This is a genomic window from Meridianimarinicoccus zhengii (assembly GCF_003254465.1).
GTDB lineage: Bacteria > Pseudomonadota > Alphaproteobacteria > Rhodobacterales > Rhodobacteraceae > Meridianimarinicoccus > Meridianimarinicoccus zhengii.
In genome coordinates this window covers 1-15,893 of sequence record NZ_QDFI01000084.1, presented here as the reverse complement: position 1 = coordinate 15,893, position 15,893 = coordinate 1, and the positions used below count along the sequence as shown (strand labels likewise).

The 15,893-nt window shown below is 66.5% G+C and carries 14 protein-coding genes; 10 read left to right on the top strand and 4 right to left on the bottom strand.

Translation table 11 applies throughout. The features are described 5' to 3' along the window. On the top strand, window positions 1-388 hold a 388-nt coding region (locus DDE13_RS19150; protein ID WP_162631095.1), incomplete at its 5' end, for a phosphotransferase family protein. Between the two features lie 24 nt (window positions 389-412). Here the strand turns inward: DDE13_RS19150 and ubiB are convergent. Both ubiB and ubiE read right to left on the bottom strand, forming a co-directional pair. Then, entirely contained in the window at window positions 413-1,948 is a 1,536-nt protein-coding gene (ubiB, locus tag DDE13_RS19145; protein ID WP_111405843.1) for a 2-polyprenylphenol 6-hydroxylase, read from the bottom strand. Further along, on the bottom strand, window positions 1,948-2,715 hold the full coding sequence (gene ubiE, locus DDE13_RS19140; protein ID WP_111405842.1) for a bifunctional demethylmenaquinone methyltransferase/2-methoxy-6-polyprenyl-1,4-benzoquinol methylase UbiE: 768 nt from the start codon (window positions 2,713-2,715) through the stop codon (window positions 1,948-1,950). Before ubiE ends, ubiB begins: the two co-directional genes overlap by 1 nt. A gap of 93 nt (window positions 2,716-2,808) precedes the next feature. Here ubiE and mutM point away from each other — a divergent pair, with 93 nt between their 5' ends. The 5 genes from mutM (at window position 2,809) to dnaN (ending at window position 8,180) form a co-directional block, all read left to right on the top strand. Then, complete coding sequence (gene mutM, locus DDE13_RS19135; protein WP_111405841.1) at window positions 2,809-3,672, top strand: bifunctional DNA-formamidopyrimidine glycosylase/DNA-(apurinic or apyrimidinic site) lyase; 864 nt, start codon at window positions 2,809-2,811, stop codon at window positions 3,670-3,672. A 64-nt stretch (window positions 3,673-3,736) separates the two neighbouring features. Continuing rightward, window positions 3,737-4,513, top strand: a complete 777-nt coding sequence (locus DDE13_RS19130) for an enoyl-CoA hydratase-related protein (protein WP_111405840.1) — start codon at window positions 3,737-3,739, stop codon at window positions 4,511-4,513. A gap of 131 nt (window positions 4,514-4,644) precedes the next feature. Next, entirely contained in the window at window positions 4,645-4,908 is a 264-nt protein-coding gene (gene rpsT, locus DDE13_RS19125; RefSeq protein WP_111405839.1) for a 30S ribosomal protein S20, read from the top strand. A 629-nt stretch (window positions 4,909-5,537) separates the two neighbouring features. Next, entirely contained in the window at window positions 5,538-6,932 is a 1,395-nt protein-coding gene (gene dnaA / locus DDE13_RS19120) for a chromosomal replication initiator protein DnaA (protein WP_111405838.1), read from the top strand. 126 nt (window positions 6,933-7,058) lie between these two features. Then, window positions 7,059-8,180, top strand: a complete 1,122-nt coding sequence (gene dnaN, locus DDE13_RS19115) for a DNA polymerase III subunit beta (RefSeq protein ID WP_111405837.1) — start codon at window positions 7,059-7,061, stop codon at window positions 8,178-8,180. A gap of 162 nt (window positions 8,181-8,342) precedes the next feature. Here the strand turns inward: dnaN and DDE13_RS19110 are convergent, their stop codons facing one another. After that, window positions 8,343-9,416 (bottom strand): PD-(D/E)XK nuclease family protein, encoded by a 1,074-nt coding sequence (locus tag DDE13_RS19110; RefSeq protein WP_162631094.1) that lies wholly within the window; start codon window positions 9,414-9,416, stop codon window positions 8,343-8,345. Between the two features lie 181 nt (window positions 9,417-9,597). Between DDE13_RS19110 and recF the strand changes: the two genes are divergently transcribed. From recF to gyrB, 3 genes are all read left to right on the top strand, one after another. Next, on the top strand, window positions 9,598-10,707 hold the full coding sequence (gene recF, locus DDE13_RS19105) for a DNA replication/repair protein RecF (protein ID WP_111405835.1): 1,110 nt from the start codon (window positions 9,598-9,600) through the stop codon (window positions 10,705-10,707). A gap of 99 nt (window positions 10,708-10,806) precedes the next feature. After that, window positions 10,807-11,427: a LysE family translocator gene (locus DDE13_RS19100; protein WP_111405834.1), complete on the top strand. Its 621-nt coding sequence runs from the start codon at window positions 10,807-10,809 to the stop codon at window positions 11,425-11,427. 79 nt (window positions 11,428-11,506) lie between these two features. Continuing rightward, on the top strand, window positions 11,507-13,924 hold the full coding sequence (gyrB, locus tag DDE13_RS19095) for a DNA topoisomerase (ATP-hydrolyzing) subunit B (RefSeq protein ID WP_111405833.1): 2,418 nt from the start codon (window positions 11,507-11,509) through the stop codon (window positions 13,922-13,924). Here the strand turns inward: gyrB and DDE13_RS19090 are convergent. After that, window positions 13,921-15,213, bottom strand: a complete 1,293-nt coding sequence (locus DDE13_RS19090; protein WP_111405832.1) for an MFS transporter — start codon at window positions 15,211-15,213, stop codon at window positions 13,921-13,923. The genes gyrB and DDE13_RS19090 overlap by 4 nt on opposite strands. Before the next feature lie 281 nt (window positions 15,214-15,494). Between DDE13_RS19090 and DDE13_RS19085 the strand changes: the two genes are divergently transcribed. Further along, window positions 15,495-15,830, top strand: coding sequence for a hypothetical protein (locus DDE13_RS19085; protein ID WP_111405831.1), 336 nt, complete (start codon window positions 15,495-15,497; stop codon window positions 15,828-15,830). Window positions 15,831-15,893: the final 63 nt, after the last annotated feature.

Sequence of the window (15,893 nt, the reverse complement as noted above, 5' to 3'; positions counted from 1 at the left end):
CGACGCCGCCCGGTGCCCGCCGCCCGGCGGCGCCCGCCCGCTCCATGGCGACCCGGTGCCCGGGAACGTGGTGCACGGCGCCCACGGCCCGCGGCTGATCGACTGGCACAGTGCCCACCGCGGCGACCCCTGCCACGACCTCGCCCTCGCGCTGTCCCCGGCGATGCAGGTGATCCATGGGCTGCCGCCGCGCACCCCGTCGCAAAGGCGCGCCTTCCTCGCGGCCTATGGATGCCCGGCAACGACCGCGCGGCTCGACGCGACTGCGGCCCTGCATCACGGGCTGATGATAGGCCATTGCCTGTGGCGGCAGGAGCGTGGCGACCGCGCCTACGGTCCGGCGCACGACGCGGAAATCACGGCCCTGCGCGCCCTGCCGCCGGCATGACGGCCCGCGCGCCGACCGCCAAAGCTAAAGTACCAGCAGTTCCAGCAGCCCGCCCGCCACGGCCGCGCCGACCGCCCCCACCGCGATCCAGCCGATGCGCCCGCGCCAGTCGGTCCGCGGTGCCTCCCGCGGGGTGCCGGTCTGTTCCAACAGCGCCCGTTCCACCAGCGCGGGCAGCCGCGGCCCGAACCGCGCCAGCACCCGCCCCGTGCGCGCCAGATCCCGCGCAACGGCCCGCGGCCCGACATTCTTGGCGATGTAGTCCTCGACCACCGGCCGCGCGACATCCCATATGTTGATATGCGGGTTGAACGACCGCGCCACGCCTTCGACCACAACCATGGTGCGCTGCAGCAGGATCAGCTCGGTCCGCGTCTCCATCCCGAACCGCTCCGTCACCTCGAAGAGATAGGCCAGCAAGCGCCCCATCGAGATCCGGCTCGCATCCATGCCGAAGATCGGCTCGCCCACCGCGCGCAGCGCGCGGGCGAATTCATCGATATCCCGGTCCGCCGGCACGTAACCCGCCTCGAAATGAACCTCGGCGACCCGGCGGTAATCCTTGCGGATGAAGCCATAGACGATCTCGGCATAGACCCGGCGGGTGTATTCGTCGATCCGCCCCATGATCCCGAAATCGAGCGCGATCAAATCACCGCTGGCGGTGATCTTCAGGTTCCCCTGGTGCATGTCGGCGTGAAAATACCCGTCGCGCAGCGCCTGTTTCAGGAACAGCTGCAACACCCGCTCGCCCAGTTCGGGCAGATCGTGCCCCGCCGCGCGGATGGCGGTCAGGTCGTTCGCGGACACGCCCTCCACCCAGTCGAGCGTCATCACCCGCTTGCCCGACAGCACCCAATGCACCTGCGGCACGCCGAATCGTGCGTCCCTGGCCGTGGTCGCGGCGAATTCCGCCGCCGACGCGCTTTCCAGCCGCAGGTCCAGCTCGCCCATCACGACGCCGTCGAAATGGCGGATCACGTCCATCGGCCGCAGCCGCCGCGCACCGGGGGCCAGCAGGTCGATCACCGACGCGATCAGGTAGAAGGCGTCGATATCCTTGCGGAACGCCTTTTCGATGCCGGGGCGCAGCACCTTGATCGCCACCTTGCGGTTGCTGCCGACGAGCCGCGCGGAATGGACCTGCGCGATGGACGCTGCCGCGATGGGCGGCGAGAAATCCGTGAAGGCCGCGTCCACGTCGATCCCTAAATCGCGCGCGACCTCGGCCTTGGCGACCTCCACCGGGAAGGGCGGCAGCTTGTCCTGCAACACCGACAACTCGCCCGCCAGCCGCGCACCCACCACGTCTGGCCGTGTCGACAGGATCTGGCCGAACTTGATGTAAGCCGGGCCCAGCGCCGTGAGCGCCCGCACCACCGGCGGTACGTCGGGATCGCCCTTCAGGCCCAGCGGGCTGAACGGCCAGCCGAGAATCCGCGCCACCAGCCGCAGATGCGCCGGCGCCCCGAACGCGTCGAGCACGTCGCCCATCGCCCCGGTGCGTTCCAGCGTGGCGCCGGTCCGGATGAGCCGCCAGATATTGTGGGGGCCGCGCACTAAATCTTCCAGCCCGAATGCAGCGCCGCGATCCCGAAGGACAGGTTGCGGAACCGCACCTGCCCGAACCCGGCCTCGCGGATCATCGCCGCGAACGTGTCCTGATCGGGAAACTTGCGGATCGATTCCACCAGGTACTGGTAGCTGTCCCGGTCCCCCGCGATCGCCTGCCCCATAGGCGGGATCACGTTGTAGGAATAGCGGTCATAGGCCCATTGCAGCGCCGGGTTCGGCAACTGGCTGAACTCCAGCACCATCAGCCGCCCGCCGGGGCGCAGCACGCGGTACGCCTCGGACAGCGCATCGGCGATCCGGGTCACGTTCCTTATGCCGAAGGAAATCGTGTAGACGTCGAAGCTGGCGTCGGCGAAGGGCAGCGCCATCGCATCGCCCACGACCCAGTCGATCCGGCCCGCCATCGCCTCCGCCTCGGCGCGCGCGCGGCCCGCCTCCAGCATCGGCGCGGTCAGGTCCAGCACCACCGCCTCGGCCCGCGGCGCACGGCGCAGGAACCGGAACGCGATGTCGCCGGTGCCCCCCGCCACGTCCAGCAGCCGCTGGCCATCGCGCGGGACCAGCCAGTCCATCATCGCGTCCTTCCACAGACGGTGCACGCCGCCCGACATGACATCGTTCATCACGTCGTATTTCTGCGCCACGCTGGAGAAGACGCCGCGCACCAGCCCCGCCTTGTCGGCCTCGGGCACGTCGCGGTTGCCGAAATGGGTGGTGCGTTCGCCGCTCTGGCGTCCGTCGCTGTCCGTCATGCTCTTGCCGATCCCTTGCCTGCCCCTTCTTATAGGGCGCTGCCCCGCCGATACAACGCAACGGGGGGCGATGCCACGCCGCAGGAGCCCGCCATGCCAGAGCTGCCCGAAGTCGAAACCGTCCGCCGCGGGCTCGCCCCGGTGATGGAGGGACAGACCATCGCGCGCGCCGATATCCGCCGCCCTGACCTGCGCTGGCCCTTTCCGCCGGACATGGCCGCGCGGCTGGCGGGCCAGCGCGTCCTCGGCCTGCGGCGGCGCTCCAAGGTCATCCTTGCCGATCTCGCCGGGGGCGAGACGCTCATGATCCATCTCGGCATGTCGGGGCGGATGCTGATTTCCGGCGCCCATGGCCGCGACATGCCGGGGCAGTTCCACCACGCCCACCCCGCGCCCGAAAAGCACGACCATGTCGTGCTCGACCTCGGGACCGGCGCGCGCGTCACCTTCAACGATCCGCGCCGCTTCGGGGCGATGGACCTCGCGCCCACGGCCACGCTCGACCACCACAAATGGCTGGCCACGCTCGGCCCCGAACCGCTCGGGAACCTTTTCCACGACACCTATCTGGCCGCACGGCTGCGGGGGCGCGACACGCCCATCAAGGCGGCGCTCCTGGACCAGCGCACCGTGGCGGGCCTCGGCAACATCTACGTCTGCGAAGCGCTCTTTCGCGCCGGCATCAGCCCTGCCCGCCGCGCCGGGCGCATCTCCGCGCGCCGCGTGGCCAGCCTCGTGCCCGCCATCCGCGACACCCTGACCGAGGCCATCGCCGCGGGCGGGTCGTCCCTGCGCGACTACCGGCAGGCCGACGGCGACCTGGGCTATTTCCAGCACGCCTTCCGGGTCTACGGCCGCACCGGCCAGCCCTGCACGACCCCCGGCTGCACCGGCACCATCGTGCGGACCGTGCAGGCGGGCCGGTCGTCCTTCCATTGCCCGCGCTGTCAAAGATAGCTTGTGCCGCCCGCGGCCAAACTGTTAAGGGCCGTCCCTGTTGCAACAGATACGGCTGGACCGCATGGCCTACGAGACGCTCATCGTCGAGATCGAAGACCACGTCGCACTCATCAAGCTTGACCGGCCCGACGCGAAGAACGCGCTCAACGCCGCCATGATCGGTGAACTCTGCGACGCGCTCGCATCGCTCGACGCGAACGAAAAGGCGCGCTGCATCGTGCTGACCGGGTCGGACAAGGTGTTCGCAGCCGGGGCCGACATCGCCGAGCTTGCCGAAAAGACCTTCGCCGACGTGTTCTGCGCCGACCAGTCCGCCCGGCTCGCGCGGGCCTTCCGCGACTGCCGCACGCCCATCATCGCCGCCGTCGCGGGCTATGCCCTTGGCGCAGGCTGCGAACTGGCGATGATGTGCGACATGGTCATCGCCGCCGATACCGCCAAGTTCGGGCAGCCGGAAATCAATCTCGGCGTGATCGCGGCACTGGGCGGCACGCAGCGGCTGACCCGCGCGGTCGGCAAGGCCAAGGCGATGGACATGCACCTGACCGGGCGCTTCATGCTGGCCGACGAAGCCGAACGCAGCGGGCTGGTCAGCCGCGTGGTGCCCGCCAAGAAGCTCCTGGAGGAAACCCGCGCCGCCGCCACGAAGATCGCGGACCGGTCGCGCCTGACCGCGATGGCGGTGAAGGAAGCGGTCAACCGCAGCTTCGAATCGCCGCTCTCCGAAGGGCTGCTGTTCGAACGGCGCCTGTTCCACGCGCTCTTTGCCACCGCCGACCGGGCCGAAGGCATGGCCGCCTTCCTCGAAAAGCGCGACCCGCAGTTCCGCGACAAGTGACACGCGGGGCGAGACGCGACAAATAGCACGCACCGTGCCGCGCGGGCACGCGGACGCCGGTTGACTTGCCCGCCCGTCGTGGCTAGTAGCCCGTCTTTATCGGAATTCACCCCAACCTTGGGAAGCATAACATGGCAAATACGCCCCAGTCCAAGAAGCGCGCGCGCCAGAACGACCGCCGCAAGGTCATCAACTCCGCGCGGCGCTCGCGCATCCGCACCTTCCTGCGCAAGGTTGAGGAAGCCATCGCCAGCGGCGACAAGGATGCCGCGGCCACCGCGCTGCGCACGGCACAGCCCGAAATCATGCGCGGCGTGACCAAGGGTGTGCTGCACAAGAACACCGCGGCGCGGAAGATGTCGCGCCTGTCGTCGCGCGTGAACGCGATCGGCTGATCTCCGCCGAACCTCCGCCGGGCCTTTCCGGCACCGGCAGGTGAAAATGTCGCAAAGGGGCACGGGAAACCGGGCCCCTTTTCACGTGTGCAATCCAGGGTTGTGCCGCTCTGGACACACAATTGCAAAATTCGCAACCGCATTGTTTTCGTTATATTTTTTACGTCGTTCGGATTCGTTTACAGGCTCCGTCGCTGTCAATGTGTAAGTTATGTTGCGGCCCGAGCACCCCCGTTGCTATCGTCTTCAGGCGATTCACGTCGTCTTGGGGGACATGAGGACCGCATAGCACGCACAGCCCGTCAGCGCGCACTGTCGCGCCACCGGAAAGGTGCGTCGATCCGGCGAAAGCCGGGACGCGATCCGAACGGGTCGGCAGGCCAGAGGGGTTTGGCCAGCCGAAGGGTGTATCGGCGGTCTTTTCCGCCGGTCGCAGGTCCGAAGTTTGAGATACGGTCCGGACCGGGCGCCTGCCAGCGCCATTCCGGGCACCGGGACAGGACAGGTTTGTCCCGGCATCTGCAAAACCCGCATTCGGCGGGGCGGGCAGGTCGTGTCGATCGTCGTGAGCCGCACGGAACGGGGCAAGGGTCGCTTGAAACGGCCCGGAAACAACAGAGTGGCGGACGATGACGCATGAAATCTGGGGCGAAGTGCAGACAGCGTTGCTGCACTCCGTTGGCGAGAACAACTACAAGACCTGGATACGGCCGATCGAGTTCACCACCTGCGAAGACGGCGTCGCCCATTTCCGCGTGCCCACGACCTTCATCGGCAACTGGGTGAACCGCAACTACGCCGACAAGATCCTTCAGCACCTGCATTCCGCCGGGGCCGAGGTGCGGCGCATCGAATTCAACGTCCACGCCCCGCGCCCCGGCCTTGCCGCCGCCCGCGTCGCCGAGGCCGCGAATGACGGCACCGCACCCGCGGCGGCGGCCATGGCCGACGCGCCCCGTGCCGATACCGATGCGGGCGACCCGCTGCCCGGCGCCCGGCTCGACGCGCGCTTCACCTTCGACCGTTTCGTGGTCGGCCCGTCGAACGAACTGGCCCATGCCGCCGCACGCCGCGTCGCCGATTGCGGACCGGTCACATTCAATCCGCTGTTCCTTTATGGCGGTGTGGGTCTCGGCAAGACCCACCTGATGCATGCCATCGCCCACCAGATGCGCCAGTCCGACCCGGAGATGCGCATCGTCTACCTCTCCGCGGAACAGTTCATGTACCGCTTCGTGCAGGCGCTGCGCGACCGGGACATGATGACCTTCAAGCAGCTCTTCCGGTCGGTCGACGTGCTGATGGTGGACGACGTGCAGTTCATCGCCGGCAAGGACAGCACGCAAGACGAATTCTTCCACACGTTCAACGCGCTCGTGGATCAGGGCAAGCAAATCATCATTTCCGGCGACCGCGCCCCCGGCGAGATCGAAGGGATGGAGGAACGCATCAAGTCGCGCCTGCAATGCGGCCTCGTCGTGGACCTGCACCCGACCGATTACGAACTGCGCCTCGGCATCCTCCAGCAGAAGGTCGATCTCTACTCCGAACAGTATCGCGGCCTCGTGGTGGCGCCCGGCGTGCTCGAATTCCTGGCACACCGCATCTCCACCAATGTCCGCGTGCTCGAAGGCGCGCTCGTGCGGCTCTTCGCCATGGCCTCGCTCGTGGGCCGCGAGATCACGCTCGACATGACGCAGGACTGCCTCGCCGATGTCCTCCGCGTCTCCGACCGCAAGGTGACGGTGGAGGAAATCCAGCGCCGCGTGTCGGAACACTACAACATCCGCCTGTCGGAACTGATCGGGCCCACGCGTGTGCGCACCGTCGCCCGGCCCCGCCAGATCGCCATGTACCTGTGCAAGACGCTGACGTCGCGCTCCCTGCCCGAAATCGGGCGCCGCTTCGGCAAGCGCGATCACACCACGATCCTGCACGGCGTCAAGCGGATCGAGGAATTGCGCGCCCGCGACAGCCAGCTCGCCGAGGATCTCGAACTGCTGCGCCGCGCGCTCGAAGCCTGATCCGCACCGTGACACCAGCCGCCGCGCGCCCCCGCGGGACGCGTGCCCGCCACGGCACAAAATGCCCTTGTGCCCCGGCGGAAATCGGCTAGCGTCACAGTCCCTGCAGACCCGAGGACCCTTGCCATGAAACTGAGTATCGAGCGCGGCGCCCTTCTGAAAGCCGTGGCCCAGGCACAGTCGGTCGTGGAGCGGCGCAACACCATCCCGATCCTCGCCAACGTGCTGATCGACGCCGAAGGCGCGCAGGTCCGGTTCCGCGCGACCGATCTCGATATCGAGGTGGTGGACCAGGCCCCCGCGCAGGTCGAACAGGCGGGCGCCACGACCGTCTCCGCCGTCACCTTCCACGACATCATCCGCAAGCTGCCCGACGGCGCGCTCGTGGACCTGACCGCCGACAGCGCCGCGGGCCTCCTGCACGTCACCGCCGGCCGCGCCCGGTTCAAGCTCGCCACCCTGCCGCGCGAAGACTTCCCCGTGATGGCCACCAGCGAGTACGAGGTGAACTTCACCGCCAAGGCCGCCCTCCTGCGCCGGCTCTTCGACAAGTCGAAATTCGCCATCTCGACCGAGGAAACCCGCTACTATCTCAACGGCGTCTACATGCATGTCGCCGACAGCGGCGCGGGCGAACTGACCCTGCGCTGCGTGGCGACCGACGGCCACCGGCTCGCGCGCATCGACGCGCCCCTGCCTGCGGGCGCCGAAGGGATGCCCGGCGTGATCGTGCCGCGCAAGACCGTGGGCGAACTGCGCAAGCTGCTGGAAGACGACGACGCCGACATCGCCGTGTCCGTGTCCGACACCAAGATCCGCTTCGCCACGCCGGAACTCAGCCTCACGTCCAAGGTGATCGACGGCACCTTCCCCGACTACACGCGCGTCATCCCGCAGGGCAACACGCGCAAGATGCAGGTGGACGCCGCCGATTTCGCCCGCGCGGTGGACCGGGTCGCCACCGTGTCCTCGGAACGCTCCCGCGCCGTGAAGATGTCGCTGGACGAGGACCGGCTGGTCCTGTCCGTCACCGCCCCGGATGCGGGCGCGGCGGAGGAAGAACTGGCCGTCGCCTATGCCGACGAGCCGCTGGAGATCGGCTTCAACGCGAAATACCTGCTGGAGATCGCGGGACAGGTCGACCGCGAAAACGCCACCTTCCTCTTCAACGCCGCCGGCGACCCGACGCTGATGCGCGAAGGCGACGACGACAGTGCCGTCTATGTGGTGATGCCGATGCGGGTGTGAGGAGTGGTGGGCTGACTGACAAAGTCGCTTATTGACTTGGCACTTTTGCGTAGGAAACGGTCGTTTATCGTACAATGCCAAATTTTAGGTAAAAAGATTTAAACGGATTCTGTCACAAAGTGAACTACGTCCGCCAGTCGAGATAAGTACATACCGGCAAGATCACGATTTCTCACTCTCTTGTGCGAGCTTTCGCCAACGGCGGAGTGTAGTTTGATTGTCAATTAGCCAGCGACGCAACCTGATGGCGACTAAAATTCCTTCTTTTATTTTGTCTTGCTGTGAATGGAAACTTGCCTGGTTGTCGACCGGCGGTGACGGGATCGACATTTTCAGCCCCGGGTTTGGCCTAGTTTTCGTTGGCTTTGGCGCGTCGAAACTGGCTCCTAAATCCCTCGCGTCAGCTTCCAGTTCAGCACATATGCTCGGGAACGCTACTCCCCAAGCTGGAAACGTCACGGCGACGTAGTTGGCGCGGCGCTCGGACCCGCGTCCAAGCTCATGTGCAAATCGGCGAGGACGAATGTCCCTTGGCAGAGCCTCAAGTGTAACATTTTGGTCAAAAATCATCGACGTGCTTTCTCGCGGATTAGCGGGTTTAAGCATCGTCGCACCGGGGTGAATGGCAGGTGCCAGTTGCTCCAAAAGAGATACATATAGTTTGTTAAAATCACCAACGACCTTGTCAGGAATGGATGTGTATCCTCGCCGGTGCTTGTGGATCGCTTGGTCAAGAATGGATGCGCGAAAATCGTAGCGCAAAACCGTGTCAGAACCAGCCTCATCAATTTGGTCGCGGAACCATTTGGCAATCATTTCATATGTGATGATCGCATCGAACTTCCCTGTAAAATTTGGATGTTCCGCACCATAAGCCTCAGGACAAACAATTGCCATGGCTGCATGATTAAATCCATCATCCAGAATAGCCAATTCCTCTCGGTAGCTTTCTGCTTGGTCGGGTTGTTCGGCTGCATCCAGTTTGTTCTCAATAAGAAGCGCCGCGCGAGTTCCGTCGGAGTATTGGATTTCGATGAAAATATCTATTTCCCTGCGCGAACGAGTGCGACGCTTGGAGTGCTTCACGTCCCATGACACCAGTTGCCCAGAAAGCCTGCAAAGTGCAGAAAGCCATACAAGAAAATCTGGCGAAGAGTGTAGCTCCTCAACCAGCAAAAGATCGATGTCGCGTTCGGTCGCGTGGGTTAGGGTAGGAATGAATTCGTCGTCTGACATCATGCGCCCTGAGATTAAGCCTATGGTGATAAAGGCTCTAGGTATTGCTTGCCTTCATGACAAAGTGCCATGCAAGCTACTGTTTGTGCAACTCCGTGCAGTGGTCGAGTGTGGGCGCAAAGAGGTCATTGCTTTTTACCCCCCCTAGCCACCACCCCACCCGCGCGCTAACCCCGCGGGCATGCGCCTCGCCGTCACGCACCTCGCCCTCTCGCATTTTCGGTCCCACCGCCGAGCGGCGCTGGAGCTTGACGGGCGGCCCGTCGTCATCTTTGGCCCCAACGGCGCGGGCAAGACCAACCTGGTCGAGGCCGTCTCGCTCCTGTCGCCCGGCCGGGGCCTGCGCCGGGCGGCCACCGCCGATCTCGCCCGCCGCCCCGATGCCATCGGCTGGCGCGTTGCCGCCACGCTCGACACGCCCGACGGCTCCCACCGGATAGAGTTGCGCGCCGAACCGGGCAGCCCCCGCACCCAGACCGTCGACGGCGACCCCGCCCCGCAAGCGGCCCTTGGCCGCCTCGCCCGCGTGCTCTGGCTGACCCCCGCCATGGACCGGCTCTGGATCGAAGGGGCGGACGGCCGTCGCCGCTTTCTCGACCGCGCCACGCTCAGTTTCTTCCCCGGCCATGGCGATGCCGCGCTCGCCTATGACAAGGCCATGCGCGACCGCAACCGCCTGCTGCGCGACCGCGTCACCGACGCCCGCTGGTTCGACGTCCTCGAATCCCGCATGGCCGACGCCGGGGCCGACATCATCGCCGCCCGCCGCACGGCACTCGACCGGCTGGCAACGGCACAGGACGGTGCCGCCACCGCCTTTCCCGCCGCAACGCTCGCGCTGGTCGATCCACCGGATGGCCCGCTGCCCGACACCGCCGACGCCCTGCGCGACGCGCTCGCCGCCGCCCGCCGCGGCGACATGGCCGCGGGCCGCAGCCGCATCGGCCCGCATCGCAGCGATCTTGCCGCGACCTACACCGCCCGCGGCACGGACGCCGCCCAGTGTTCCACCGGCGAGCAGAAGGCGCTGCTGCTGTCGCTCGTCCTCGCCAATGCCCGCGCGCTGGCCGAAGACCTCGGCGCGCCGCCGATCCTGCTGCTGGACGAGGTCGCGGCGCATCTCGACGCCGCCCGCCGCGCGGCGCTCTACGACGAGATCTGCGCCCTCGGCGCACAGGCCTTCCTGACCGGCACCGATGCCACGCTCTTCGCCGATCTCGGGGACCGCGCGCAGCACCTGACCGTGACCGAGGACGGGGGCGAAAGCCGCGTGCAGGCCGCGAACGGCTAACCGCCTGACCCGAAACGGAGTCATACAAGAGTCATACGGGAATCATACGCAAGTCATACACCTGCTTGCAGCCCTCCGAACAGCGGCCTAAACCGCGCCATGACCCTCGCCGCCACCGACCTCGCGCTCTATGCCACGGCCCTGTTCGTGCTGTTCCTGACCCCCGGTCCGGTCTGGCTCGCCCTGTCCGCCCGCACCCTCGCGGGGGGCTTCCCGGCGGCCTGGCCGCTGGCCCTTGGCGTCGTGATCGGCGACGCGGTCTGGCCCTTCCTCGCCATCCTCGGCGTGTCCTGGGTCGTCGGTCAATACGCTGATTTCATGCTGGTTTTGCGGCTCGTCGCCGTCGCCGTCTTCGTCTGGATGGGCGTGTCCCTGATCCGCCACGCAGACCGGCAGATCGGCGCCGACAGCCGCCTGACCCGCCCCGGCAAGCTCGCCGGGTTCGTCGCGGGGCTGGCCGTCATCCTCGGCAACCCCAAGGCGATCCTGTTCTACATGGGCGTGCTGCCGGGCTTCTTCGACCTGACGCGCATCACCGCGCCCGACATCGCCGCCATCGTCGCGCTCTCGATGGTCATCCCCTTGATCGGAAACCTGATTTTCGCCACCGTGATCGACCGCGCCCGCCGCCTGCTGACCAGCCCGGCCGCCCTGCGCCGCATGAATCTCACCGCCGGATGCCTGCTGATCGTGGTCGGCCTCGTCATCCCCTTTACCTGACGGGTTTTTCTGCCCCGCGGCACGTGACATTCCCCCGCGCGCCCGATATAAAATGTCAGAAAAATGAAGGGCATGACAGATGGCCGATCCGATCCCGGCACCCGAAGAATACGGCGCCGATTCCATCAAGGTTCTCAAGGGGCTGGAGGCCGTGCGCAAGCGGCCCGGCATGTATATCGGTGACACCGATGACGGCTCGGGCCTGCACCACATGGTCTACGAGGTCGTGGACAACGGCATCGACGAAGCACTCGCCGGCCATGCCGACGCGGTGAACGTCACGCTGCATTCCGACAACTCCGTCTCGGTCAGCGACAACGGCCGCGGCATCCCCGTCGGCATCCACGAAGGTGAAGGCGTCTCGGCGGCCGAGGTCATCATGACCCAGCTCCATGCAGGCGGCAAGTTCGACCAGAATTCCTACAAGGTTTCCGGGGGCTTGCACGGCGTTGGCGTGTCCGTGGTGAACGCCCTGTCCGACTGGCTGGACCTGCGCATCTGGCGCGACGGCAAGGAACACCACGCCCGGTTCGAGCGCGGCGACACGGTGCAACACCTGCGCGTCGTCGGTGACACACCGGGCCGAACGGGCACCGAGGTGCGCTTCCTTGCCTCCGACACCACGTTCACCAACACCGAATACAGCTTCAAGACGCTGGAAAACCGCCTGCGGGAACTGGCCTTCCTGAACTCGGGCGTGCGCATCATCCTGACCGACGAACGCCAGGCCGAACACCAGCGGTCGGAACTTTTCTACGAAGGCGGCGTGAAGGAATTCGTCCGCTATCTCGACCGGTCCAAGACACCGCTCCTGCCCGAACCGATCTTCATCACGGGCACCCGCGACGGCGTCACGGTGGAGGTCGCGATGTGGTGGAACGACGGCTACAACGAGATGGTGCTGCCCTTCACCAACAACATCCCCCAGCGCGACGGCGGCACCCATCTTGCAGGCTTCCGCGGCGCGCTGACCCGGACCCTGAACCTTTACGCCGGCTCGTCCGGGATCGCCCGCAAGGAAAAGGTCACCTTCAGCGGCGACGACGCCCGCGAGGGGCTGACCTGCGTGCTGTCTGTGAAGGTGCCCGATCCGAAATTCTCCAGCCAGACCAAGGACAAGCTCGTCAGCTCCGAGGTCCGCCCGGCGGTCGAGGGGCTGCTGAACGAAAAGCTCGCGGAGTGGTTCGAGGAAAATCCCGCCCATGCCCGCACGATCATCACCAAGATCATGGAAGCGGCCCTGGCCCGCGAAGCCGCCCGCCGCGCGCGGGAACTGACGCGCAAGAAATCCTCGCTCGACGTTGCGTCCCTGCCCGGCAAGCTTGCCGATTGCCAGGCCCGCGACCCAGCCGACCGCGAACTGTTCCTCGTGGAAGGCGACAGCGCGGGCGGGTCGGCCAAGCAGGGCCGCGCCCGTGCCAACCAGGCGGTGCTGCCGCTGCGCGGCAAGATCCTCAACGTGGAACGTGCGCGCTTCGACCGGATGCTCGGCAGCCAGGAAATCGGCACGCTCATCACGGCGCTCGGCACCGGCATCGGGCGGGACGAGTTCGACATCACCAAGCTGCGCTACCACAAGATCATCATCATGACCGACGCGGACGTGGACGGCGCACATATCCGCACGCTGCTGCTGACGTTTTTCTTCCGCCAGATGCCGGAACTGATCGAAGGCGGGTACCTGTACATCGCGCAGCCGCCGCTCTTCAAGGTCGCGCGCGGCAAGTCCGAGGTCTACCTGAAGGACCAGCCCGCGCTAGAGGATTACCTGATCGAGATGGGGATCGAAGGCGCGACCCTGCGGCTCGGGTCGGGCGAGGAGATCGTAGGCCAGGACCTGCTGCGCGTCGTCGAAGAGGCCCGCACCACCCGCCGCGCGCTGGCGAACTTCCCGACCCATTACGCGACCCATATCCTCGAACAGGCCGCCATCGCCGGGGCGTTCAAGCCGGGGCAGGTCGATGCGGACCTGCAGGGCACCGCCGACGCGGTGGCCGAACGGCTCGACCTCATATCGGTGGAATACGAACGCGGCTGGCTCGGGCGGCCCACGCAGGACCATGGCATCCGGCTGATCCGCACCGTGCGCGGCGTGGAAGAGGCGCGGCTTCTCGACGGCCCGATCCTGCGCGGGGGTGAGGCACGGCGCATGGCCATGCTGACGGATGGCTTGCAGGACCTTTACACGCGCCCCGCGACGCTCCTGCGCCGCGACAAGGGCATGCCGATCTACGGCCCGCTCGACCTGCTGAACGCGATGCTGGCCGAAGGCGAACGGGGCCTGACGCTGCAACGCTACAAGGGTCTGGGCGAGATGAACCCGGACCAGTTGTGGGAAACCACGCTGGACCCGGAGGCCCGGACGCTGCTGCAGGTGAAGGTCGAGGACGTGGCCGAGGCCGACGACATCTTCACCAAGCTGATGGGCGACGTGGTCGAACCCCGGCGCGAATTCATCCAGTCCAACGCATTGAGCGTGGCGAATCTCGACTTCTAGGGCGTGCCGGTCCGCTGGACCGCCACGTCGAAATCGACGCTCTCGATGGGCTGCGCCGGGTCTTCGCCTGTCGCCAGCGCCGCGGTTTCTGGCGTGCTCACCCCCATCACAGCCACGCGCGGCGTGTCGCCCTTCAGCGCATCGGGAACCGCGGCGCTGCGCAAGATACGCAGAAGGGTGAACAGGATGATGAAGACATGCGCGCCGCCGGTGACGGCGAACAGCGCCGCGTTGCCGAAACGGGCCATCATGGCACCGCCCAGCGTCGGACCGATGATCGTGCCGACACCGAAGACCATCAGCAGCCCTGCTGCCACCTGGATCGACGTGCCGGGCTTTGCGTGATCGTTGGCATGGGCCACGATGACGGGATACATGGTGAAGATCGCCGCCCCGAACGCCGCGCCCAGCCCAATCTTCGCCATCCGGGGTTCGGGGCTGACCAGCACGAAGACGGCCGTCGCCGCAAGCGCCGCAAGCGCCAGCAGCACGAGAAGGGCGCGGCGTTCTATCCTGTCCGAGATCAGGCCGAGCGGAAGCTGTGCCGCCGCCCCGGCCAGAAGCGGCAGGCTGGCGAACAGCGTCACATCGGCAACCGACAGCCCTTCGGCATTGGCATAGACCGGCGCCAGCGTGCCGAAGGCGCCGTTCGAAATCCCCACGGCGAACACCGCCCCCACCGCGACAGGCGAATTCCGCCATAGCGACCCGAGATCGAGTTGCACGCTGACCAGCGGCGCCGGCGTGGGCGAGGCGGAAATCGCCGTCGGCACCAGCGCGACGCAATAGACCATGGCGGGCAGCACGAAGAACAGGAACCCGGTCGTGTCGCCCAGCGACAGACTGAGCTGCCCCGCCGTCGTCGCCAGAAGGTTGACCATGGTGTAGACGCCGAAGATCGTCCCGCGCGACCTTGCATCGGCACGCTCGCTCAGCCAGCTTTCGACGATCATCGCTGCCCCGGCGAAGCAGAATCCCGACAGCGCGCGCAGGACGATCCAGCCCCACGCGTGCACGAAGACCAGCGAGGCAAGGACTGCGACGGCCGCCATGGCCGCCATTACCCCGAAGGCGCGGATATGCCCGACCCGCCCGACGAGCCGTGCCATGGTCAGGCACCCGGCCACGTATCCCAGCGCCCAGCCGGTGCCAAGCGCCCCAAGAGCCAGTGCCGAGAACCCTTCCGCGCCGCCGCGCACGGGCAGGATGAGCGCGTTCATGCCCCCTGCAAACATCAGCAGGCCCGAACCCAGCAGAAGTGCCGCAACGGGCATCAGGTGACGGATCATGCCGAGGGGCCTTTCGGTTTCGGGTGCGCCCGCTGGAAAGGCTGGACCGAAGACCGGCGTCTTGCAAGGCCGTCTCCGGGCAATTGCCGTGATCCCGCGGGGACCGTGTCGGAGAAAGTGATTGGAGACGCCGATGGTCTGGCCCTAAGCTCGGCAAGTTTACGGCAAGCGGCGGCAGGACGTTGCGGGGACAGATCTGAACGGGAGTCTGCCGTTCCTTGCCGGATCCGGTCCGCGCGGGGCGGCATCGAAGCCGGGAAACCATGACAGGAGGGCGCGGCATGAAGGTCCAGATCAACATTCACGGCGACAAGGATGTCTCGGCGGAGGTGCAAGCCGAGATCGACGGGATCCTGCGCGACAAGCTGCGTCGCTTCGGCGACCTGTTCACCCGGCTGGAGGTGTATATCGCCCTCAACCAGGATACGAACGCGCGGATGGATGTCTACCAGTGCGGGATCGAGGCCCGCGCCGCGGGCAAGCCGCCGATCAAGGTGCACCATGGCGCACGGCGCCCGGACCTGGCCGCCGAAGGCGCCGTGGTCAAGCTCATCACAGCCACGGAGCGGCGCGTGGCGCGCAAGCGCACGGTCAGCAAGAGGGGCCACGCGCTCTAGGCCGTGTCTGCAATCAAGGGATTCCCGTTTGGTCTCATTTCTGATTCAAGATCGAAAACGGAG

Excerpts from the sequence above, each read along its gene's own strand:
- DDE13_RS19090 (WP_111405832.1), bottom strand. The coding sequence starts at position 15,213 with ATGATCCGTCACCTGATGCCCGTTGCGGCACTTCTGCTGGGTTCGGGC.
- DDE13_RS19110 (WP_162631094.1), bottom strand. The coding sequence starts at position 9,416 with ATGTCAGACGACGAATTCATTCCTACCCTAACCCACGCGACCGAACGC.
- rpsT (WP_111405839.1), top strand. The coding sequence starts at position 4,645 with ATGGCAAATACGCCCCAGTCCAAGAAGCGCGCGCGCCAGAACGACCGC.
- gyrB (WP_111405833.1), top strand. The coding sequence starts at position 11,507 with ATGGCCGATCCGATCCCGGCACCCGAAGAATACGGCGCCGATTCCATC.
- recF (WP_111405835.1), top strand. The coding sequence starts at position 9,598 with ATGCGCCTCGCCGTCACGCACCTCGCCCTCTCGCATTTTCGGTCCCAC.
- mutM (WP_111405841.1), top strand. The coding sequence starts at position 2,809 with ATGCCAGAGCTGCCCGAAGTCGAAACCGTCCGCCGCGGGCTCGCCCCG.
- DDE13_RS19130 (WP_111405840.1), top strand. The coding sequence starts at position 3,737 with ATGGCCTACGAGACGCTCATCGTCGAGATCGAAGACCACGTCGCACTC.
- DDE13_RS19100 (WP_111405834.1), top strand. The coding sequence starts at position 10,807 with ATGACCCTCGCCGCCACCGACCTCGCGCTCTATGCCACGGCCCTGTTC.
- dnaA (WP_111405838.1), top strand. The coding sequence starts at position 5,538 with ATGACGCATGAAATCTGGGGCGAAGTGCAGACAGCGTTGCTGCACTCC.
- dnaN (WP_111405837.1), top strand. The coding sequence starts at position 7,059 with ATGAAACTGAGTATCGAGCGCGGCGCCCTTCTGAAAGCCGTGGCCCAG.
- ubiE (WP_111405842.1), bottom strand. The coding sequence starts at position 2,715 with ATGACGGACAGCGACGGACGCCAGAGCGGCGAACGCACCACCCATTTC.
- DDE13_RS19085 (WP_111405831.1), top strand. The coding sequence starts at position 15,495 with ATGAAGGTCCAGATCAACATTCACGGCGACAAGGATGTCTCGGCGGAG.